20 protein-coding genes are annotated in these 20,517 nt (G+C 67.8%); 18 read left to right on the top strand and 2 right to left on the bottom strand.

What is annotated here, in order from left to right:
- The 10 genes from BM345_RS29735 to BM345_RS17260 form a co-directional block, all read left to right on the top strand.
- Nucleotides 1–105 (top strand): NAD(P)(+) transhydrogenase (Re/Si-specific) subunit beta (locus BM345_RS29735; protein WP_139237527.1); only part of this gene is annotated, 105 nt, incomplete at its 5' end.
- Nucleotides 106–169: 64 nt separating this feature from the next.
- On the top strand, nucleotides 170–1,840 hold the full coding sequence (locus BM345_RS17300) for a long-chain-fatty-acid--CoA ligase (protein WP_093381438.1): 1,671 nt from the start codon (nucleotides 170–172) through the stop codon (nucleotides 1,838–1,840).
- A 200-nt stretch (nucleotides 1,841–2,040) separates the two neighbouring features.
- Entirely contained in the window at nucleotides 2,041–3,051 is a 1,011-nt protein-coding gene (locus BM345_RS17295) for an ABC transporter permease subunit (RefSeq protein WP_093381436.1), read from the top strand.
- Nucleotides 3,048–3,959: an ABC transporter permease subunit gene (locus BM345_RS17290; protein ID WP_093381434.1), complete on the top strand. Its 912-nt coding sequence runs from the start codon at nucleotides 3,048–3,050 to the stop codon at nucleotides 3,957–3,959. The genes BM345_RS17295 and BM345_RS17290 overlap by 4 nt, the downstream gene beginning before the upstream one ends.
- Nucleotides 3,960–3,964: 5 nt before the next feature.
- The gene (locus BM345_RS17285; protein WP_093381432.1) at nucleotides 3,965–4,984 is read left to right on the top strand and encodes an ABC transporter ATP-binding protein; all 1,020 of its coding nucleotides are present in this window, start codon (nucleotides 3,965–3,967) and stop codon (nucleotides 4,982–4,984) included.
- Nucleotides 4,981–6,039, top strand: coding sequence for a peptide ABC transporter ATP-binding protein (locus BM345_RS17280; protein WP_093381431.1), 1,059 nt, complete (start codon nucleotides 4,981–4,983; stop codon nucleotides 6,037–6,039). Before BM345_RS17285 ends, BM345_RS17280 begins: the two co-directional genes overlap by 4 nt.
- Nucleotides 6,040–6,070: 31 nt before the next feature.
- Nucleotides 6,071–7,693 (top strand): ABC transporter substrate-binding protein, encoded by a 1,623-nt coding sequence (locus tag BM345_RS17275; protein ID WP_093381429.1) that lies wholly within the window; start codon nucleotides 6,071–6,073, stop codon nucleotides 7,691–7,693.
- A gap of 81 nt (nucleotides 7,694–7,774) precedes the next feature.
- Nucleotides 7,775–8,530 carry a 5'-methylthioadenosine/adenosylhomocysteine nucleosidase gene (locus BM345_RS17270; protein ID WP_093381427.1) on the top strand — a complete coding sequence of 252 codons (756 nt, stop codon included), beginning with the start codon at nucleotides 7,775–7,777 and terminating at the stop codon, nucleotides 8,528–8,530.
- Nucleotides 8,527–9,057, top strand: a complete 531-nt coding sequence (locus BM345_RS17265; RefSeq protein WP_093381426.1) for an MOSC domain-containing protein — start codon at nucleotides 8,527–8,529, stop codon at nucleotides 9,055–9,057. The genes BM345_RS17270 and BM345_RS17265 overlap by 4 nt, the downstream gene beginning before the upstream one ends.
- A gap of 65 nt (nucleotides 9,058–9,122) precedes the next feature.
- The gene (locus BM345_RS17260; protein WP_093381424.1) at nucleotides 9,123–11,468 is read left to right on the top strand and encodes a xanthine dehydrogenase family protein molybdopterin-binding subunit; all 2,346 of its coding nucleotides are present in this window, start codon (nucleotides 9,123–9,125) and stop codon (nucleotides 11,466–11,468) included.
- Nucleotides 11,469–11,626: 158 nt separating this feature from the next.
- Here the strand turns inward: BM345_RS17260 and corA are convergent, their stop codons facing one another.
- Complete coding sequence (gene corA / locus BM345_RS17255; RefSeq protein WP_093381422.1) at nucleotides 11,627–12,616, bottom strand: magnesium/cobalt transporter CorA; 990 nt, start codon at nucleotides 12,614–12,616, stop codon at nucleotides 11,627–11,629.
- A gap of 259 nt (nucleotides 12,617–12,875) precedes the next feature.
- Here corA and BM345_RS17250 point away from each other — a divergent pair, with 259 nt between their 5' ends.
- From BM345_RS17250 to hprK, 4 genes are all read left to right on the top strand, one after another.
- Nucleotides 12,876–14,972, top strand: coding sequence for an ATP-dependent helicase (locus tag BM345_RS17250; protein WP_093381420.1), 2,097 nt, complete (start codon nucleotides 12,876–12,878; stop codon nucleotides 14,970–14,972).
- A 247-nt stretch (nucleotides 14,973–15,219) separates the two neighbouring features.
- Nucleotides 15,220–15,549, top strand: a complete 330-nt coding sequence (raiA, locus tag BM345_RS17245; RefSeq protein ID WP_093381418.1) for a ribosome hibernation-promoting factor, HPF/YfiA family — start codon at nucleotides 15,220–15,222, stop codon at nucleotides 15,547–15,549.
- 105 nt (nucleotides 15,550–15,654) lie between these two features.
- Nucleotides 15,655–16,122 (top strand): PTS sugar transporter subunit IIA, encoded by a 468-nt coding sequence (locus tag BM345_RS17240; RefSeq protein ID WP_093381416.1) that lies wholly within the window; start codon nucleotides 15,655–15,657, stop codon nucleotides 16,120–16,122.
- Between the two features lie 136 nt (nucleotides 16,123–16,258).
- A complete protein-coding gene (gene hprK, locus BM345_RS17235; protein ID WP_093381414.1) occupies nucleotides 16,259–17,215 on the top strand; it encodes an HPr(Ser) kinase/phosphatase in 957 nt (318 codons plus the stop codon).
- Between the two features lie 153 nt (nucleotides 17,216–17,368).
- Here hprK and fur read toward each other — a convergent pair whose 3' ends face one another.
- On the bottom strand, nucleotides 17,369–17,788 hold the full coding sequence (gene fur / locus BM345_RS17230; RefSeq protein WP_093381413.1) for a ferric iron uptake transcriptional regulator: 420 nt from the start codon (nucleotides 17,786–17,788) through the stop codon (nucleotides 17,369–17,371).
- 81 nt (nucleotides 17,789–17,869) lie between these two features.
- Between fur and BM345_RS17225 the strand changes: the two genes are divergently transcribed.
- The 4 genes from BM345_RS17225 to BM345_RS17210 all read left to right on the top strand — a co-directional run bounded on the left by BM345_RS17225 (nucleotide 17,870) and on the right by BM345_RS17210 (nucleotide 20,480).
- Nucleotides 17,870–18,439, top strand: coding sequence for an outer membrane protein assembly factor BamE (locus BM345_RS17225; protein ID WP_093381476.1), 570 nt, complete (start codon nucleotides 17,870–17,872; stop codon nucleotides 18,437–18,439).
- A 64-nt stretch (nucleotides 18,440–18,503) separates the two neighbouring features.
- Nucleotides 18,504–19,328 carry a 4-hydroxy-tetrahydrodipicolinate reductase gene (dapB, locus tag BM345_RS17220; protein WP_302847560.1) on the top strand — a complete coding sequence of 275 codons (825 nt, stop codon included), beginning with the start codon at nucleotides 18,504–18,506 and terminating at the stop codon, nucleotides 19,326–19,328.
- Nucleotides 19,325–19,984 carry a MotA/TolQ/ExbB proton channel family protein gene (locus BM345_RS17215; RefSeq protein ID WP_093381409.1) on the top strand — a complete coding sequence of 220 codons (660 nt, stop codon included), beginning with the start codon at nucleotides 19,325–19,327 and terminating at the stop codon, nucleotides 19,982–19,984. Before dapB ends, BM345_RS17215 begins: the two co-directional genes overlap by 4 nt.
- A 10-nt stretch (nucleotides 19,985–19,994) precedes the next feature.
- Nucleotides 19,995–20,480 carry an ExbD/TolR family protein gene (locus BM345_RS17210; RefSeq protein ID WP_093381408.1) on the top strand — a complete coding sequence of 162 codons (486 nt, stop codon included), beginning with the start codon at nucleotides 19,995–19,997 and terminating at the stop codon, nucleotides 20,478–20,480.
- Nucleotides 20,481–20,517: the final 37 nt, after the last annotated feature.

Genomic DNA, 20,517 nt, shown 5'->3' with positions numbered 1-20,517 from the left:
GGCTACGCGGGTCTGGACAACGAGTTGTTCTACATGGACAAGACCATGATGGTCTTCGGGGACGCCAAGAAGGTGGTCGAGGACATGGGCAAGGCGATCGAATAATTTTTCTTGAAGATGGATGCGCGGGCGCCATGCCGCGCGAGAGATGAGACAGGAGACAACTCAAATGACAGACCGCCCCTGGCTGGCCAGCTACCCCGCCGGCGTGCCCGCCGACATCGACCCGAGCCAGTACAAGTCGCTCGTGGCGCTGATGGAGGAAAGCTTCCAGCGCTACGCCGATCGCGTGGCCTACAGTTTCATGGGCACCGACGTGAGCTATGCGCAGGTCGACCATGCGAGCCGCCGCCTGGCCGGCTACCTGCAGAGCCTGGGTCTGTCCAAGGGCGACCGCGTGGCGGTGATGATGCCCAACACGCCGCAGTACCCGATCACGGTGGCGGCCATCCTTCGCGCCGGCCTGGTGGTGGTCAACGTCAACCCGCTCTACACGCCGCGTGAACTGGAGCACCAGCTCAAGGACTCGGGCGCCAAGGCCATCGTCATCATCGAGAACTTCGGTGCCACGCTGCAGGCCTGCATCGCCAGCACGCCGGTCAAGCACGTGGTGCTGGCCGCGATGGGCGACCGCCTCGGTGCCCTGAAGGGTGCGCTGGTCAACTTCGTGGTGCGCACCGTCAAGAAGATGGTGCCGCCCTTCCAGCTGCCGGGCGCGGTGCGCTTCAACGACGCGCTGTCCCGCGGCGCCTCGCGCAAGCTGCAGCAGCCCGAGATCGGCCCGGACGACGTGGCGGTGCTGCAGTACACCGGCGGCACCACCGGCGTTTCCAAGGGTGCGGTGCTGCTGCATCGCAACGTGATCGCCAACGTGCTGCAGTCCGAGGCCTGGAACGAGCCGGCCATGAAGAAGGTGCCCGCCGGCGAGCAGCCCACCAGCGTGTGCGCGCTGCCGCTCTATCACATCTTCGCCTTCACGGTGAACATGATGCTGGCCATGCGCACGGGTGGAAAGACCATCCTCATTCCCAATCCGCGCGACCTGGCGGGCACGCTCAAGGAGTTGTCCAAGCACACCTTCCACAGCTTCCCCGCGGTCAACACGCTGTTCAACGGCCTGGCCAACCACCCGGCCTTCAACACCGTCAACTGGAAGAACCTGAAGGTCTCGGTGGGCGGCGGCACGGCCGTGCAGAGCGGCGTGGCCAAGCTGTGGCTGGACAAGACCGGCTGCCCCATCTGCGAAGGCTATGGCCTGTCGGAGACCTCGCCCTCGGCCAGCTGCAACCCGGTGACCAGCACGGAATACACCGGCACCATCGGACTGCCGCTGCCCAGCACCTACATGAAGCTGCTGGACGACGACGGCAACGACGTGCCCCTGGGCCAGCCCGGCGAGATCGCCATCAAGGGCCCCCAGGTGATGGCCGGCTACTGGCAGCGCCCGGACGAAACCGCCAAGGTCATGACCGCCGACGGCTATTTCAAGAGCGGCGACATCGGCGTGGTGGACGAGCGCGGCTTCTTCCGCATCGTTGACCGCAAGAAGGACATGATCATCGTCAGCGGTTTCAACGTGTATCCGAACGAGGTCGAGGACGTGGTCTCGCAGATCGCCGGCGTCATGGAATGCGCCGCCGTGGGCATCCCCGATGCCAAGACCGGCGAGGGCATCAAGCTGGTCATCGTCAGGAAGGACCCGGCCCTCACCGAGCAGGACGTGCGCGACTTCTGCCGTACCAACCTCACGGGCTACAAGCAGCCGCGGGTGATCGAGTTCCGCACCGAGCTGCCCAAGACGCCGGTGGGCAAGGTCCTTCGCCGCGAGCTGCGCGGGTAATAGTCCCACCCCCGACTCTCGCTCACTTCGTGTAGCTCGCATCCCCCCTCGAGGGGGCAACACCTGCGGCCCGACAGAGCCGGTTTCGCGGTGTTTCGCGCAGAGGGACACCTAAGTGGTACCCGCCGCGCCTTTGATGCGCGGCAATAGGGGTTCTGCCGGGAACATTTCCCGGCATTGCTCTTGCATATTCCCGCCCAATGTTCAGATTCTTCCTGACGCGAGCAAGCCTGCTCGTGCCGACCTTCATCGGCATGACCCTGCTCGCCTTCTTCCTGATCCGGCTGGTGCCGGGCGACCCCATCGAAACCCTGGCCGGCGAGCGCGGCATCGACCCGGCGCGCCATGCGCAGCTGCTCAAGGAGTACGGGCTGGACAAGCCCCTGGTGACGCAATACGGCATCTACATCGGCCGCGTGCTGCAGGGCGACCTGGGCAAGTCGGTGATCACGCAGGAGCCGGTGATCCGCGAGTTCGTCGCGCTGTTCCCGGCCACGGTGGAACTGGCGCTGTGCGCCATCGTCTTCGCGCTGGTCATCGGCATTCCGGCCGGCATCATCGCGGCGGTGCGGCGCAATTCGCTCTTCGACCACGGGGTGATGGCCACCTCGCTCACCGGTTACTCCATGCCCATCTTCTGGTGGGGCCTGCTGCTGATACTGTTCTTTTCGGTGCAGCTGGGCTGGACGCCGGTGTCGGGCCGCATTTCGGTGCAGTACTTCGTGGAGCCGGTGACGGGCTTCCTGCTGGTCGATTCGCTGCTGTCGGATGACAAGGGCGCCTTCTGGTCGGCGCTGCAGCACCTGATCCTGCCGGCCATCGTGCTGGGCACCAACCCGCTGGCGGTGGTGGCGCGCATGACGCGCTCGGCCATGCTCGAGGTGCTGGGCGAGGACTACATCCGCACCGCGCGCGCCAAGGGCCTGTCGAAACTGCGCGTGGTGGGCCTGCATGCGCTGCGCAACGCGATGATCCCGGTGGTGACGGTGATCGGCCTGCAGGTGGGGCAACTCTTCACCGGCGCCATCCTGACCGAGACCATCTTCTCCTGGCCGGGCGTGGGCAAGTGGCTCATCGAGGCCATCGGCCGGCGCGACTACCCGGTGCTGCAGGGCGGCATGCTGCTGCTCGGCGTGATCGTCATGCTCGTCAACGTCAGCGTGGACCTGGCCTACGGCGTCATCAACCCCCGCATCCGCCAGTCCAAATGACGAACACCACGACGACGACTCCTGCGGCCAGCGTGGCCGCGCCGGCGCCGCCCGGACCCTGGCGCGAATTCTGGGGCGCCTTTTCGCAGAACCACGGCGCGGTGCTGGGCCTCGCCACGGTGGTGCTGATGTTCCTGATCGCGCTGCTGGCGCCCTGGATCGCGCCGCATGCGCCCAACCAGACCGACAGCGCGGCTTTCCTGCTGCCGCCAGCCTGGCAGGCGGGCGGCTCGTCCGCGCACCTGCTGGGCACCGATGCCATCGGCCGCGACATCCTCTCGCGCCTCATGTGGGGCGCCCGCCTGTCGCTGTCGATCGGCGTGGCAGTGGTCGCGCTGTCCGTGGTGGTGGGCATCGCGCTGGGACTCATCGCGGGGTTCTTCCGCGGCGTGCTGGAGATCGCGATCATGCGGCTCATGGACATCGTGCTCACGCTGCCCAGCCTGCTGCTGGCCATCGTGATCGTGGCGATCCTGGGCCCCGGCCTCATCAACGCGATGATCGCGGTGGCCATTGTGGTGCTGCCGCACTACGTACGCATCACGCGCGCGGCGGTGATCTCGGAGGTGTCGCGCGACTACGTGACGGCCGCGCGCGTGAGCGGCGCCGGCACGCTGCGCCTCATGTTCAGCGAGGTGCTGCCCAACTGCTCGGCGCCGCTGATCGTGCAGGCCTCCCTGGGCATTTCCACCGCCATCCTGGACGCGGCCGCGCTGGGCTTCCTGGGCCTGGGCGCGCAGCCGCCCTCGCCCGAATGGGGAACCATGCTTGCCGATGCGCGCGAATTCGTGCTTCGCGCCTGGTGGGTCGTGACCTTCCCGGGCCTGGCGATCCTGGCCGCGGTGCTCGCATTCAACCTGCTGGGCGACGGCCTGCGCGACGCGCTCGACCCCAAGCTGAAGAGATAAGAACGATGGCGCTATTGGAGATTCGCGATCTGCACGTGGAGTTCCCCACGCAAGGTGGCACCCTGCATGCGGTGGATGGCGTGAGCCTCTCGGTGGAGGAGGGCGAGGTGCTGGGCATCGTGGGCGAGTCGGGCTCGGGCAAGAGCGTGACGATGATGGCGCTGATGGGGCTGATCGCCTATCCGGGCCGCGTGCGCGCGCAGCACATGCGCTTTGCCGGCAACGACCTGCTGGGCATCTCCGACAAGGCACGCCGCACCCTCGTGGGCAAGGACGTGGCCATGATCTTCCAGGAGCCCACGACCAGCCTCAACCCCTGCTTCACCATCGGCTTCCAGCTGATGGAGACGCTGCGCCTGCACCTGAAGATGGACAAGCGCGCAGCCCAGCGCCGCGCCATCGAACTGCTGGAGCAGGTCGGCATCCCGGCCGCGGCCTCGCGCCTTTCCAGTTATCCGCACCAGCTCTCGGGCGGCATGAACCAGCGGGTGATGATCGCCATGGCCATCGCCTGCAATCCGCGCCTGCTGATCGCCGACGAGCCGACCACCGCGCTGGACGTGACCATCCAGGCGCAGATCCTGGACTTGCTGCGCGACCTGCAGAAGGAACGCGGCATGGGCCTGGTGCTCATCACCCACAACATGGGCGTGGTGGAGGAGATGGCGCAGCGCGTGGCCGTGATGTATGCCGGCCAGGTGATGGAGCAGCAGCCGGTGGAGCGCCTCTTCGCGCAGCCACAACACCCCTACACCGAGGCGCTGCTCGCGGCGCTGCCCGATCGCGCGCCCGAGGACGGGCGCCTCGCGACCATTCCCGGCGTGGTGCCGGGCGCGCACGACCGGCCCGGCGGCTGCCTGTTCGCACCGCGCTGCGCCTATGCCACCGAGCATTCGCGCACGGTGCGCCCGCAGCTGCGCGAATGGCAGGGCGGCCAGGTGCGCTGCCACTATCCGCTGGGCGATCCGCAGCGCGAGGTGTCCATCGTGCGCGACGGCCACGTGGCCGTGGAGGCCGGCGAATGAGCGCGGTTCTCTTGCAAGACGGCGCAAGCGTGCAGCGCCCCGCAGGCGTCGTCGCGCAGGCCACCAACCTGCAGCGCGTCTACCGCATCCGCCGCGGCCTGTTCAAGGAGCCGGCTGCGCTGCATGCGGTGGGCGGCGTGTCGTTCACGCTGGAAGCCGGCCGCACGCTGGCGGTGGTGGGCGAGTCGGGCTGCGGCAAGTCGACGCTGGCGCGCATGGTGTCGCTGATCGAGTCGCCGAGCTCGGGCCAGCTGGTGGTCGATGGCCACGACGTCGCCGCCATGGGCTCCGCCGAGCGCCGCAACCTGCGCCGCGCGGTGCAGCTGGTCTTCCAGAACCCCTACGGCTCGCTCAACCCGCGCAAGAAGATCGGCGCGATCCTCGAGGCGCCGCTCGAGATCAACATGCCCTTCGACAAGGCCGAGCGCAAGCGCCGCGTGCAGGAGATGCTGCGCCAGGTGGGCCTGCGGTCTGAGCATGCCGACCGCTACCCGCACATGTTCTCCGGCGGCCAGCGCCAGCGCATCGCCATCGCACGCGCATTGATGCTCAGCCCCAAGCTGGTGGTGGCCGACGAGCCGGTGTCGGCGCTGGACGTGTCGGTGCAGGCCCAGGTGCTCAACCTGCTGGCCGACCTGCAGGCCGAACTGGGCCTGGCCTACCTCTTCATCTCGCACGACCTGGGCGTGGTGCGGCACATCGCGCACGACGTGCTGGTGATGTACCTGGGCCATGCGGTGGAGCAGGGCCCCAAGCAGCGCATCTTCGCGCGGCCGCTGCATCCCTACACGCAGGCGCTGCTGGCGTCCACGCCGGGGCTGGCCAAGGAGCGCATCGTGCTCAAGGGCGAACTGCCTTCGCCGCTGAACCCGCCGGCCGGCTGCGTTTTCAACACGCGCTGCGCCCACGTCACCGACCGCTGCCGGGCCGAGCGCCCGGTGCTGCGGCCCCTGGATGAACGGCTGGTGGCCTGCCACCACGCCGAAAAGTTTCTCGATGGCGCGCCCGTCGTGTCCGTCGTGAATGTCCCCCTCGCTTCGGCGAAGTCTTCTTAAACCAGCCCTGTCCTAGAAAAAGGATTCGACCATGAAATCCAGCTCCAGCATCGCGCGGCGCGCACGAGTCGCCGCGTTGATCCTTCCCGCAGCGCTCGCGCTCACCAGCGTGGCCGCTTCGGCCAAGACACTGGTGTATTGCTCCGAAGGCAGCCCCGAGAACTTCTATCCGGGCGTGAACACCACCGGCACGTCTTTCGACGTGACCACGCAGGTCTACAACACCATCGTCGAGTTCGAGCGCGGCGGCACCAAGGTCGTGCCCGGCCTGGCCGAGAAGTGGGACATCTCCGCCGACGGCACCGAGTACACCTTCCACCTGCGCAAGGGCGTGAAGTGGCACACCACCAGCAAGAGCTTCAAGCCCACGCGCGACTTCAATGCGGATGACTTCATCTTCATGATCGAGCGCCAGTGGAAGGAAAACGACCCCTACTACCGGGTCACCAGCCCCAACCACAGCTACTTCAACGACATGGGCATGCCCAAGCTGCTCAAGACAGTGGACCGCATCGACGACTACACCGTGAAGATCGTGCTGAACAAGCCCGAGGCGCCTTTCCTGGCCAACCTGGCGATGCAGTACGCGGGCATCCAGTCCAAGGAATACGCGATCGCCATGCTCAAGGCCGGCACGCCCGAGAAGATCGACCAGGACCCGATCGGCACCGGTCCCTTCTACCTGGTGCAATATCAGAAGGACGCGATCGTTCGCTTCAAGGCCTTCCCGCAGTACTGGGGCGGCAAGGCCAAGATCGACGACCTGGTCTTCGCCATCACGCCTGACGCCTCGGTGCGCTGGGCCAAGCTGCAGAAGGGCGAGTGCCACGTCATGCCCTACCCGAACCCGGCCGACCTGGACGCGATCCGCAAGGACCCGAACGTGAAGGTGCTGGAGCAGGCCGGCCTGAACGTGGGCTACCTGGCCTACAACACCACGAAGAAGCCCTTCGACGACGTGCGCGTGCGCAAGGCCGTCAACATGGCCATCAACAAGAAGGCCATCATCGACGGCGTGTACCTCACGGCCGGCGTGGCCGCGAAGAACCCGATTCCGCCGACCATGTGGTCCTACAACGACTCGGTGAAGGACGACGCGTACGACCCCGAGGCCGCCAAGAAACTGCTGGCCGAAGCGGGCCATCCGAACGGCTTCACCACCGACCTGTGGGCCATGCCGGTGCAGCGTCCCTACAACCCCAATGCCAAGCGCATCGCCGAGCTGATGCAGGCCGACCTGGCCAAGGTGGGCGTGAAGGCCGAGATCAAGACCTTCGAATGGGGCGAATACCGCAAGCGCATGCAGGCAGGCGAGCACCAGATGGGCATGCTGGGCTGGACCGGCGACAACGGCGACCCGGACAACTTCCTCTACACCCTGCTGGGTTGCGCCTCCGCGCAGTCCAACGGCTCGAACGTGGCCAAGTTCTGCTACCAGCCCTACGAGGACCTGGTGGTGAAGGCCAAGAGCGTGCCCAAGCAGGCCGACCGCGACGCGCTGTACAAGAAGGCCCAGGTCATCTTCAAGGAACAGGCGCCCTGGTTCACCATTGCCCACGCGGTGCAGCTGAAGCCCGTGCGCAACGAGGTCATCGACTTCAAGCTGAGCCCCTTCGGCCGCCACACCTTCTACGGCGTGGACATCAAGCAGTAAGCTTGCAGGCCTGACCACAGGCATCGAGGGCCGGCCCATGCCGGCCCTTTTTCATTTCTGAACAATGGAGGACATCCATCCATGACCACCGGCATCCTCAGCGCGATGGCGCAGGAGCAGGCAGGCCTGGGCGAGCGGCTGGACGAAGTGCGCATCGAGCGCTATGCGGGCCGCGAATTCCACGTGGGGCGCTGGCACGGGCGCGAGGTGGTGCTGGCCCTCTCGCGCATCGGCAAGGTGGCCGCGGCCACCACGGCGGCGGCGCTGATCGAGCGCTTCGGCGTCTCGCGCATCGTGTTCACCGGCGTGGCCGGCGGCCTGCATCCTTCGGTGCGGGTGGGCGACACGGTGGTGGGCACGGAGTTCGTGCAGCACGACATGGATGCCTCGCCCATCTTCCCGCGCCACGAGGTGCCGCTGTACGGCCGATCGCGCTTCCCGGCGGATGCCGAATTGACGGGCTGGCTGGCGCAGGCCGCGCAGGCGGTGCTGGACGACAGCGACCTCATCGACGAGACGACGCGCCAGCGCTTCGGCCTGTTGCAGCCGCAGCGCCTGCACCATGGCCTCATCGCCAGCGGCGACCGCTTCGTGTCGGGCGCTGCCGAATCGGCGGCGCTGCGTGCGTCCCTGCCCGAAGCCATGGCGGTGGAAATGGAAGCCGCCGCCGTCGCGCAGGTCTGCTTCGACCACGGACTGGCCTTCGCGGCGGTGCGCAACATCTCCGACCGCGCCGACGACACGGCGCACGTGGATTTCGACGCCTACATTCAGGAGGTCGCCGGCATCCAGGCGCGCGCGCTGATCGCCGCGCTGCTTCCGCTGCTGCCGCCATGAGCTTCGGGGGCGGCGACCTGCGCGAGCTCACGCGCCGCTTCGCCGGCGACGGGCGCCTGGACGCGATCCTGCTGCGTCCCGCGCGCGGCGTGCCGATGCGCAGCGTGCCCGAGGCGCTGGCCGTTGCCGGTCGCGGGCTGGAGGGCGACCGCGCGACGAAGTCTTCGGGCGGCAAGCGCCAGGTCACGCTGATCCAGGCCGAGCACCTGCCGGTCATCGCGGCGCTCAGCGGCCATGAAGCGCTGCAGGCCGAGCTGCTGCGGCGCAACCTGGTGGTCTCGGGGCTCAACCTGCTGGCCGCGCGCACGCTCTTTCGCGACCAACCGCTGCGGCTGGCCATCGGCGAGGAGGTGCTTCTGGAAATCACCGGCCCCTGCGAGCCCTGCTCGCGCATGGAGGCCGCATTGGGCGAGGGCGGCTACAACGCCATGCGCGGCCACGGTGGCGTGACGGCGCGGGTGCTGCAGGGCGGGCGGCTGCGCGCGGGGGACACGCTGCGCGTGCAGGTACTTCGCGGGCCCGTTTGACGCCCGGGCGCGGCAGCCAACACAATGCGCGAGCCCCTGTTCCACCACCCCCACGAGGTGATCCCTTGAGTGCCCTCCCCGACAACAGCACGCCCGAAGCCAAGCGCTTCGGCAGCGGCCAGGCCGTCCCCCGTCTGGAAGACGAGCAGCTTCTCACCGGCCGCGGCCGCTACACCGACGACCTGGCGCTGCCGGGCCAGTTGCACGTGGCCTTCCTCCGCTCGCCCTATCCGCATGCGCGCATCGTGTCCATCGACAGCGCGAGCGCAGCCGCCATGCCTGGCGTGGTGCGCATCTACACCGGCGCCGACCTCGTCGCGGCCGGGCTCAAGCCGATCCCCGGCGTGGCCGGCTTCCGGCGCCCGGACGGCCAGCCAGCGGGCGGCCCCGACCGGCTCGCGCTGGCGCACGAGCGCGCGCGTTTCGTCGGCGAGCCGGTGGTCGCCGTCGTAGCGGAGACGCTGCAGCAGGCCCGCGATGCGGCCGAGGCGGTGTACGTCGAATTCGAGGAACTGCCCATGGTGGTCGGCAACGCGGCCGCGATGGCCGCGGGCGCACCCGTGCTCAGCGAGGAAGGCGCACCCGGCAACATCTGCGCCGAGATGCGCCATGGCGATGCCAAGGCGGCGCAGGCCGGCTTCGACAAAGCCGCGCACGTGGTGCGCCTGACCATCAACAACCAGCGCCTGGCGGCCGTCACGCTGGAGCCGCGCTCCGTGCTGGCGGCGCCCGAAGGCGAGGACGGCAAGCGCACCGCACTGCGCATGAGCACGCAGATGCCCACCGGTGTGCGCGACACGCTGGCCGGCATGCTGGGCATCGAGAACACCGAGCTGCGCTTGCAGGTCAACGACGTGGGCGGCGGCTTCGGCATGAAGACCGGCCTGTATCCGGAGGACGCCGTCGTCGGCGTGGCTGCGCGCGACTTGAAGCGCCCGGTGAAGTGGATCGCCGACCGCAGCGAGGAGTTCCTCGCCACCACGCATGGCCGCGACGTCGAGGTGCAGGCCGAGATGGCCCTGGCCGCCGACGGCCGCATCCTGGCGCTGCGCCTGCATTCGGTGGCCAACGTGGGCGCCTACCCCACCGGCGCCGGCGTGGCCATCCAGCTGCTGATCGGCCCCTGGGTCCAGACCAGCGTCTACGACATCCCGGTGATCGACTTCCGCTTCCAGGCAGTTCTCACCAACACCGCGCCTACCGGGGCGTACCGCGGCGCGGGCCGGCCCGAGGCCATCTTCAACATGGAGCGCCTCATGGACGAGGCCGCGCGCCAGAGCGGCATCGACCGCGTGCAGCTGCGCCGCCGCAACTTCATCCGCCCCGAGCAGATGCCCTACACCAACCCCATGGCCCAGGTGTACGACAGCGGCCGCTTCGAGCACGTGATGAAACAGGGCCTGGCACTGGCCGACTGGGACGGCTTCGGCGCGCGCGCTGCGCAATCGCAATCACGCGGCCGGGTGCGCGGCCTGGGCATCGCCACCTTCCTGGAGTGGACCGGCGGCAATGCGCTGCAGGAAAGCGTCACCGTCTCGGTGCTGGCCGAGGAAGGTGTGGTGGAAGTGTTCTCCGCCGTGAATGCCATGGGGCAGGGCATCGCCACCTCGCTCACGCAACTGGTGGTGGACGTGTTCGGCGTGCCACCCGAGCAGGTGCGCGTGGTGCTGGGCGACACCGACCGCGGCAACGGCTTCGGCAGCGCGGGCTCGCGCTCGCTCTTCACCGGCGGCTCGGCCCTGCATGATGGCGCGGAGAAGACCATCTCGCACGCGCGCGGCCTCGCGGCCAAGGAGCTGGAGGCCTCCGCCGACGACATCGACTACGCGCTCGGCCGCTTCTCCGTGAAAGGCACCGACCTGTCCATCGGCCTCTTCGAGCTGGCGGGCAAGCAGAGTGGCCGGCGCATCGTCATCGATTCCAGCACCACCGTCGGCGGCCCGAGCTGGCCCAACGGCTGCCACGTCTGCGAGGTCGAGCTGGACCCTGCGACGGGCGAGGTGGATGTCGTGTCCTATGCCTCGGTGAACGACGTCGGCAACGTGGTCAACCCCATGATCGTGCGCGGCCAGCTTGACGGCGGCGCCGTGCAGGGCCTGGGCCAGGCCCTGCTGGAGCAGGTCGCCTACGACCCCGAGACCGGCCAGCTGCTCACCGGCAGCCTGATGGACTACGCCCTCCCGGTCGCATTGCAGGCCCCGCCCTTCCGCACCGAGATGGACACCAGCACCCCCTGCCTCACCAACCCGCTGGGCGTGAAGGGCGTCGGCGAACTCGGCACCATCGGCGCCACCCCCTCAGTCGTCAACGCCGTAGCCGACGCCTTCGCCCGAGCCGGCCACGCCGACAAGACAACGCGACTGCAGATGCCGCTGACCCCCGCACGGCTCTGGCAACTGCTGCAGGACTGACCCAGCCAGCCGAACGCGCGGCACGCACAAGAAGCGCAGCGAGCCGCGCAGGCCCCAGTCCCGCACCGGGAACCGGCTTTGCCGGGCCCCAGGTGGGGTCGCCCCCTCGGGGGGTGGCGAATTACACGCAGCGAAGCGAAGTGAAAAGCCGGGGGGCTCTATTTCAACCAGCCGCGGCGCCGGAAGTACCACATGGGGCCGAGCGCGCTGGCGGCCATCAGCAGCAGCACGAAGGGGTAGGCCCCCGATCCAAGCTCCGCCACCTCCGGAATCTGCATGTTCATCCCGTAGATGCTGGCGATCAGCGTGGGCGGCAGCAGCGCCACGCTGGCCACCGAGAAGATCTTGATGGTCTTGTTCTGGTTGATGTTGATGAAGCCGACCGTGGCATCCATCAAAAAGTTGATCTTGTCGAACAGGAAAGCCGTGTGGTTGTCCAGCGATTCGATGTCGCGCAGGATCTGCCTGGCCTCCTCGAACTGCTCGGCATTGAGCATGCGGCTGCGCATCATGAAGCTCACGGCGCGGCGCGTGTCCATCACGTTGCGGCGGATGCGGCCGTTCAGGTCTTCCTGCCGCGCGATCAGCCCCAGCACTTCGCCGGCCAACTCGTCGCTGACGTTGCCCTTGAGAACCTTCTTGCCGGCCAGCTCCAGCTCGTCATAAATGTCTTCCAGCGTGTCGGCAGAGTATTCGGCGTCGGCGTCGAAGAGCTTGAGCAGCACCTCCTTCGCATCCTCGATCAGGCCCGGCGCGCGCCGCGCGCGCAAACGCAGCAGGCGGAACACCGGCACGTCCTCGTCGTGGATGGTGAAGAGCACGCCGCGGCTGCGCAATTCCTCATTGTGCTGGTTCAGGATGAAGGCCACGCGCACCGATCGCGGGTCTTCCTCGTCGGCAATCAGGAAGTCGGAGCGGATGTGCAGTTCGCCGTTGTCTTCTTCATAGAAACGTGCAGACTCCTCGATGTCCTCGTCCATCGCGTCTTCCGGGATGGACAGGCCGTAGTACTGCTTGATCCAGCGCTTCTCTTCCAGCGACGGTGACTCGAGGTCGACCCAGATCGGCTGGAACTTGGAAAGCTCTTCCAGAGCCTCGATTTCTTCCTGGACGAGGCGCCCATTGGCGAGCGTGAAGATGTTGAGCATGGGCTCACTCCCGTGGATACAACGACTGATGGGTGGCAAAGGGGCGGGGCGCTTTCAACCGACCCCTGGCACCATCGTGTAGTTCCGATGGCCGTCAGCAGGGAGTTGAAAGCTGCCGAGACGGGCAGATTTCCAAGGCGGTAACTCCTGTAAAAACGACGGGCGCGATTATGTCATCGGCGCCTTGCGGGGCCTTGTAGGCGCGCCCGCCGACGTACGCGAAGAGGCTGGATGGATGTACAGTCCATGCCTTCATCCCATGTCCGTCATCGAAGCCGAATCCCCTGTCACCCGACTGCACGACGCCCTGGCGCAGTTCAACGAGGCGCAGCGCGAGGCGGTGCTGCACGGCGTCGACACGCAGGAGGCGACCGATGACCGGCCCCTGCTCATCGTGGCCGGCGCCGGCTCGGGCAAGACCAGCACGCTGGCCCATCGCGTCGCCTGCCTGATTGCCAAGGGCGCCGACCCGCAGCGCCTGCTGCTGCTGACCTTCTCGCGCCGCGCCGCGCAGGAGATGTCGCAGCGCGCCGGCCATGTGCTGTCCAAGGTGCTGGGCCTGGGCTCGCAGACGCCGCCCAAGCTGCCCTGGGCCGGCACTTTCCACGCGGTGGGTGCGCGCCTGCTGCGCGAGTACGCGACGCAGCTGGGCCTGGGCGAGAACTTCACCATCCACGACCGCGGCGACGCCGAGGACCTGATGGGCCTGGTGCGCCACGAGCTGGGCCTCACCGGCACCGAGAAGCGCTTTCCGCTCAAGAGTACCTGCCTGTCGATCTACTCGCGCGTGGTCAACACGCAGGCCGGGCTGCACCAGGTGCTGGCCGAGTCCTTCCCCTGGTGCGCCGAATGGGAAGATTCGCTCAAGCGCCTGTTCGGTGCCTACGTCGAAGCCAAGCAGGAGCAGGACGTGCTGGACTACGACGACCTGCTGCTGGGCTGGCACGAGATGATGGGCGAGAGCGCGCTGGCAGCACAGCTGGGCGAGCGCTTCGACCACGTGCTGGTCGACGAGTACCAGGACACCAACCGGCTGCAGGCGGCCATCCTGCAGCGGCTCAAGCCCGATGGACGCGGCGTCACGGCGGTGGGAGACGACGCGCAGTCCATCTACTCCTTCCGCGGCGCCACGGTGCGCAACATCCTGGAGTTCCCGGCGCAGTTCGGCAGCCCTGCGCGCATCGTCACGCTGGAGCGCAACTACCGCTCCACGCAGCCGATCCTCGACGTGTCGAACACGCTCATCGCGGGCGCCGCCGAGCGGCATTCGAAGAAACTGTGGACCGACAAGCCCTCGGCGGGCCGCCCGCAGATCGTGCTGGTGCCCGATGAGGCACAGCAGGCCACCTGGGTGGCCGACCGGGTGCTCGAGCACCGTGAAGGCGGGCTGCGCCTGAACTCGCAGGCGGTGCTGTTCCGCACCTCCAGCCACAGCGCCGCGCTCGAGCTGGAACTGGCGCGCCGCAACATCCCCTTCGTCAAGTTCGGCGGCCTCAAGTTCCTGGAGGCCACGCACGTGAAGGACCTGCTGGCCGTGCTGCGCTTTGCGCAGAACCCCAAGGGGCGCCAGGCGGGCTTCCGCGTGGTGCAGCTGATGGCGGGCGTGGGCCCAGCCACCGCCACGCGCCTGCTGGATGCGATGGACGAATCCACCGACCCCGCCGCCACCCTGCAGGGCTTCGCGGTGCCGGCGGCCGCGCGCGAGCCGTGGGCCGAATTCGCATCCGTCTACGCGAGCCTGCGTTCGAGCCAGGCCACCTGGCCGGCCGATGCCGAGCTGGCGCTGCGCTGGTACCTGCCGCACCTCGATCGCCTGCACGAGGACGCCGCGGTGCGCCGCGCCGACGTCGAGCAGCTGGTGCGCTTGGCTGCCGGCTATGCGAGCCGCGAGAGCTTCCTCACCGAGCTCACGCTCGATCCGCCCGAGTCCACCAGCGACCGATCCGGACCGCCGCTGCTGGACGAGGACTACCTCATCCTCTCCACCATCCATTCGGCCAAGGGGCAGGAGTGGACCTCGGTGCATGTGCTCAACGTGGTGGATGGCTGCATTCCATCTGACATGGCCACCGGCAGCGCGGAGGAGATCGAGGAAGAGCGGCGCCTGCTCTACGTCGCGATGACCCGCGCCCGCGACCACTTGCACCTGCTGGTGCCGCAGCGCTTCTACGTGACGCAGCAGGCGGCCCATGGCGACCGGCACATGTATGCCGGGCGCACGCGCTTCATCGCCGCGCAGGACGCCAAGGCATTCGATCAGGTGGTGTGGCCGCCGCCTCCGCAGCAGCCTGCTGCGGTGCGCCCTCCCCAGGCGACGATCGACCTGAGGAACCGCCTGCGGGCGGCCTGGCGCTAGGGCCGGGAATCAGCGAACTCAGCGACTTTGCCATCAAAAGCAAAGTAAAGATATGGTCACAAACAAGGTGTAGGGACAAGGCCCCGGAACGTTGATTTTCTGGGGGGGCCCGGGCATAGTGAATCGACCTGCCGAGCTTTCCGTCTCCCATCTTCCCCCTTCTCATCTCCCCCCAAGTTCTCCCGCCGATTCCACCCGGGTTCCGGGTGGCGTCACTTCCTTAACCGTCAATTCCAGGAGGTCATTCATGAATCTGACGATCAGCGGTCATCACCTCGACGTTACTCCCGCGCTGCGCAACTACGTCACCAGCAAGCTGGACCGGATCACGCGGCATTTCGACCAGGTGGTCGACGTGAAGGTGATCCTGACGGTGGAAAAGCAGAAGGAAAAGGAAAGGCGCCAACGGGCCGAATGCAACATCCACGTCAAGGGAAATGACATGTTCGCCGAGTCGAGCCATGCTGATCTTTACGCCGCAGTCGACGAACTGGTCGACAAGCTGGACCGCCAGGTGGTGCGCCACAAGGACCGCCTGCAGGACCACCACCATGCAGCCCCGAAGCGGGTCATGTAACGTGATGTAATTGACACTGAGGGCAAATCCTCTTGCGGGCCGCCTTAGGGCGGCTCTTTGCTTTTTGTGGGGCAGGTGCATAATCGCCCCCGCTCTCTCCCCACCATGAACCGACTCGCGTCCATCCTGCCGCCCGCACAAGTCCTTGTGGGCGTCGATGCCACCAGCAAGAAGCGCGCCTTTGAAGAGGCTGGGCTGCTGTTCGAGAACCTCCACGGACTCGGCCGCGCGCTCATCACCGACAGCCTCTTTGCGCGCGAGCGTCTCGGCTCCACCGGCCTGGGCCATGGCGTTGCCATTCCACACGGCCGCATCAAGGGCCTGAAGTCGCCCATGGCGTCGGTGTTCCAACTGGCCCACCCCATCGGCTTCGACGCACCGGACGAGCAACCCGTCGTACTGTTGATTTTTCTTCTGGTGCCCGAGGCGGCGACCCAGAAGCATCTGGAAATTCTTTCCGAGATCGCCGAACTGCTGTCCGACGCCAACCTGCGCGAGCAGATCAAGTCCAGCAGCGATGCCTCGGCACTGCACGCCCTGATCGCCGGCTGGCAGTCGGCCCAGGTGGCGTGACCTTGGCCCCCCGGCTTTTCACTCCCTTCGGTCGTGTAACGCCACCCCCCGAGGGGGAGACCACACCTGAGGCCTGGCGAAGCCAGTTCCTCGGTGTGTTGCTGGCTTCGGCCGCGGGGATTTTTGCGCTGAGTCCATGAAGCCGACTGTCGTCAGTGCCGATGCGATGTTCGAGGAGTTCCGCGGCTCCCTGCGATGGGAGTGGCTGGCGGGCCTGGGGGCGTCGGAGCGGCAGTTCGACCCCGAGGTGATCAGCCGCGCCCAGTCGGCGGCGGACCTGGTGGGCTACCTCAACTACATCCATCCCTACCGGGTACAGATCCTGGGCGCGCGCGAGATCGCCTATCTGACGCGCGGCACGCTGGACGACTGCGCGCGGCGCATCGCGCGCATCGTCACGCTGGAGCCGCCCATGCTGGTGCTGGCCGACGGCCAGGCCGCGCCGGACACCCTGCTGTCCATCTGCGAGCGGGCGCAGTTGCCGCTGTTCGCCACCAAGGAATCGTCGGCCTTCGTGATCGACGTGCTTCGCGCCTATTTGTCCAAGCACTTCGCCGAGCGCACCTCGATGCACGGCGTGTTCATGGACATCCTGGGGCTGGGCGTGATGATCACGGGCGAGTCGGGCCTGGGCAAGAGCGAGCTGGGCCTGGAGCTGATCTCGCGCGGCAACGGCCTTGTGGCCGACGACGCGGTGGACCTGTTCCGCATCAACCAGACCACCATCGAAGGCCGCTGCCCCGATCTGCTGCAAAACCTCCTGGAGGTGCGGGGCATCGGCCTGCTGGACATTCGCGCCATCTTCGGCGAGACGGCGGTGCGCCGGAAGATGCGCCTGAAGCTCATCGTGCACCTGGTGCGCCGAGACAGCTTCGAGCGCGACTACGAGCGCATGCCCTCGGCCCCGCTCACGCAGGACGTGCTGGGCGTGCCCATCCGCAAGGTCATCATCCAGGTGGTGGCCGGCCGCAACATCGCCGTGCTCGTGGAGGCGGCCGTGCGCAACTCGATCCTGCAACTGCGCGGCATCGACACGTACGCTGAATTCGTCGCCCGCCACCACAAGGCCATGGAAGCCAACCGGGACGAATAGCTGAAGCTCCCCGGCTTTTCACTTCGCTCCCGCTACGTGTAATTCGCCACCCCCCGAGGGGGAGACCACACCTGAGGCCCGGCGAAGCCGGTTCCTCGGTGTGTCGCTGGCTTTGGGTGCGCAGGCGCGGATGCTGCTGGCGCTAGCTGACGTTCAGCGCTTCTTGATGCAGTCGCCGCAGAGGCCGTAGAGGGACATGGCGTGGTCCTGCAGGGTCCAGCCCTTGTCCTTGGCGATGTTCTGCTGGCGCTGCTCGATCTCGGCGTCGTAGAACTCCTCCACCTTGCCGCAGCTGGTGCACACCAGGTGATCGTGGTGGGTGCCCTCGTTGAGCTCGTAGACGGCCTTGCCGCTTTCGAAGTGGCTGCGCTCGAGGATGCCGGCCTGCTCGAACTGGGTCAGCACCCGGTAGACGGTGGCCAGGCCGATGTCGGAATGGTGGTTGAGCAGCACGCGGTAGACGTCTTCGGCCGTCATGTGGCGCTGGCTGCCGCTCTGGAAGATTTCCAGGATCTTCAGGCGCGGCAAGGTGGCTTTCAGCCCGGTGCTCTTGAGTTCTTCGATCTTGTCCATTGGGTTCCCTTGCCGGCCGCGGCCAAGCCGCCGGGGGCCAGCCGCTACAATGGTTCGATCATATCGCTTGCCTCTTTTCCCATGTCTGCCATTCACACACGCCGCCTCGGGCTGCTTCTGGTGGCCCTTGCCGGCACCGTCAGCCTGGGTGCGTGCAGCAGCATCGGCAGCTCCACGCGCAGCGCGCTCAATTCCGTCACCCCCTACAAGGTCGAGGTGGTCCAGGGCAACTTCGTGTCCAAGGAACAGGTCGAGGCACTCAAGCCCGGCATGACGCGCCAGCAGGTGCGCGAGATCCTGGGCACCTCGCTGCTGAGCGACGTGTTCCACGGCGACCGCTGGGACTACGTGTTCACCATCCGCCGCCAGGGCGTGGAGGCGCAGCAGCGCCGCCTGACCATGTTCTTCAAGGGCGAGCTGCTCGACCACTTCGAGGGCGACCCGATGCCCAGCGAGGAAGAATTCGTCGCCGCGCTCGACACCCGTGCCCGCGCGGGCGGCAAGGTGCCCAAGCTGGAAGCCTCCGAGGACGAGCTCAAGAAGTTCGACCCGAAGAAAGACGGCGACGCCAAGAGCGCCGCGGATGCGCCGTCGCAGCAGAACCTGCCGCCCCTGCCCCCCAGCTACCCGCCGCTCGACGCCGGCCGCTGAGCCCGCCGTGCCCCCGGGGCTTGCGAAGACCAGCCCCTTCCCGTTCTTCCTCTCAAGGAAACGCGTGACCGACTCCAACACATCCAACGTTCACCGCGTCGCCATCGCCGGCGCTTCCGGCCGCATGGGCCGCATGCTGATCGAGGCCGTGCAGGGCACCGACGACTGCAAGCTCAGCGGCGCGCTCGACATCGCCGGCAGCCCCGCGCTGGGCAGCGACGCCACCGCCTGGCTGGGCACCGCATCGGGCGTGCCCATCGTGTCCGACCTGCGCCAGGGCCTGGCCAACTCGCAGGTGCTCATCGACTTCACCCGGCCCGAGGGCACGCTGGCGCACCTGGCGGTCTGCCGCGAGCTGGGCGTGCAGGCGGTGATCGGCACCACCGGCTTCAGCGAGGCGCAGAAGGCGCAGATCGCCGAATACGCCAAGGACGTCGCCATCATGATGGCGCCCAACATGAGCGTGGGCGTCAACGTCACGCTCAAGCTGCTGGAGATGGCGGCCAAGGCGCTGTCCACGGGCTACGACATCGAGATCGTCGAGGCGCACCACCGCCACAAGGTCGATGCCCCCTCGGGCACCGCGCTGAAGATGGGCGAGGTCATCGCCGATGCGCTGGGCCGCGACCTGAAGGACTGCGCCGTCTACGCCCGCGAAGGCGTCACCGGCGAGCGCGACCCGTCCTCCATCGGCTTCGCCACCATCCGCGGCGGCGACATCGTGGGCGACCACACGGTGCTGTTCGCGGGCATCGGCGAGCGCATCGAGATCAGCCACAAGTCCTCCAGCCGCGTCACCTATGCCCAGGGCAGCCTGCGCGCGGTGCGCTTCCTGGCGGGCCAGAAGCGCGGCCTGTTCGACATGTTCGACGTGCTGGGCCTGCGTTGAGCGCGCTGCAGGCCCTGCTGCTCGAAGGCGACGCGGTCAGCCGCGCGGTGGCCGGCCTGCTGCTGCTCATGTCCGTTGCCAGCTGGGTCGCCATCCTGTGGAAGGCCTGGCTGCTGCGCGCCGGCACAGCCAGCGTGCTGCGCAGCATCGCCGCCTTCTGGCAGGCGCCCTCGCTGGACGAGGCCGCCAGCCGCCTCGCCGGCTTCGACCGCGCGCTGCTGGTGCTGCCGGCGGTGCATGCGCTGCGCCATGCCTCGGCCACGGACGCGTCAAGCCTGGGCGCCGGCGGCGACCCTTCTCTGCGCCTGACCCGCGCCCTGCGCGACGCGCTGCATTCGGCGCTGCGCCGGCTGCAGGGCGGCCAGATCCTGCTGGCCACGGTGGGCGCGACCGCGCCCTTCGTCGGCCTGCTGGGCACCGTGTGGGGCATCCACCATGCCCTGGCCACCATTGCCACGCAGAGCGGCGGCTTCACCATCGACAAGGTGGCCGGCCCGGTGGGCGAGGCGCTGATCATGACGGCCTTCGGCCTGGCCGTGGCCATTCCCGCCGTGCTGGCCTACAACGTGTTCGGCCGGATCATCGGCCGCATCGAGGCCGAGCTGGAAGGCTTCGCCCACGATCTGCTGGCGCGCTTCGCGCCGGCGTCGCACTGAGAACCAGGCCATGGCGTTCGGCCGCACCTCGCTCGGCAGCTCCGCGGGCAGCGGCGGCGGACGTGCGCTGGGCGGCGGCGGACAGCGGCCGCTGTCGGACATCAACGTCACGCCGCTGGTGGACGTGATGCTGGTGCTGCTGGTCATCTTCATCATCACCGCGCCGCTCATGGCCAGCTCCATCCGCCTGGACCTGCCCAAGACCGATGCCGGACAGCCGGCGCAGGCGCCGCAGTTCGTCTCGGTGGTCATCGACGCGCAAGGTGGCACCTTCCTCAACGAGGCGCCGGTCAGTCCCGAGGAGCTGGCCGCCGGACTTGCCAAGGCCGCGGCGGCCAGCCGCGACACCGAGGTGCAGCTGCGCGCCGACGAGGGCGTGCCCTACGGCCGCGTGGTGCAGGTGATGGGCATCGCCAACAAGGCGGGGCTGTCGCGCATCGGCTTCGTGACCGAGGCGCCGCTGGCGCCTGCAGCGCCCGCCGAGCCCGCCCGCTGAACGCGCGCTGTGCCGCGCGCACGTCCGTCGGCCAAGG

Source organism: Variovorax sp. OV329 (genome assembly GCF_900114785.1).
Classification (GTDB): Bacteria; Pseudomonadota; Gammaproteobacteria; order Burkholderiales; family Burkholderiaceae_C; genus Variovorax.
This window is presented reverse-complemented; position numbering and strand designations above follow the sequence as displayed.